At 72.2% G+C, this 370-nt stretch carries 1 pseudogene; it reads left to right on the top strand.

From position 1 onward, the window contains the following. A pseudogene (locus tag AC5ZGW_RS47560) lies at positions 1-370 on the top strand (flotillin family protein); the annotation flags it as partial.

The following is a 370-nucleotide window of genomic DNA, read 5'->3' on the forward strand; positions in this document are numbered from 1 at the left end:
TCGAGCGCGCCCGCATCGCCTCCGACCGCGGCCTCGACGAGGCCCGGGTCGGCCGCGAGCGCGATCTGCGCCGGCTCGAGGTCAACCGCGAGAAGGACGTCGAGACCGCCTTAATGGACAAGGCGATCGCCCTCTACCAGAAGTCGCTGGAAGAATCCGCAGCCAAGGTGGCGGCAGAAGACGCGCGGGTGCGCGCGACGGAAGCTGCCGAGCGCGTCGTCACCGCGCGCGAGAGCGAGATCGCACGGCGCCGCAAGACGGTGGAAGTGCTGCTCGCCGAGAAGCAGGCCGAGGAGACGCGGATCGCGGCCGAGGCCGAGCGGGTGCGCGCCGCGGTGGAGGCTGAGGCGCAGCGGCTGCTCAACGAGGC

This window comes from Bradyrhizobium sp. Crot121 (assembly GCF_059512385.1).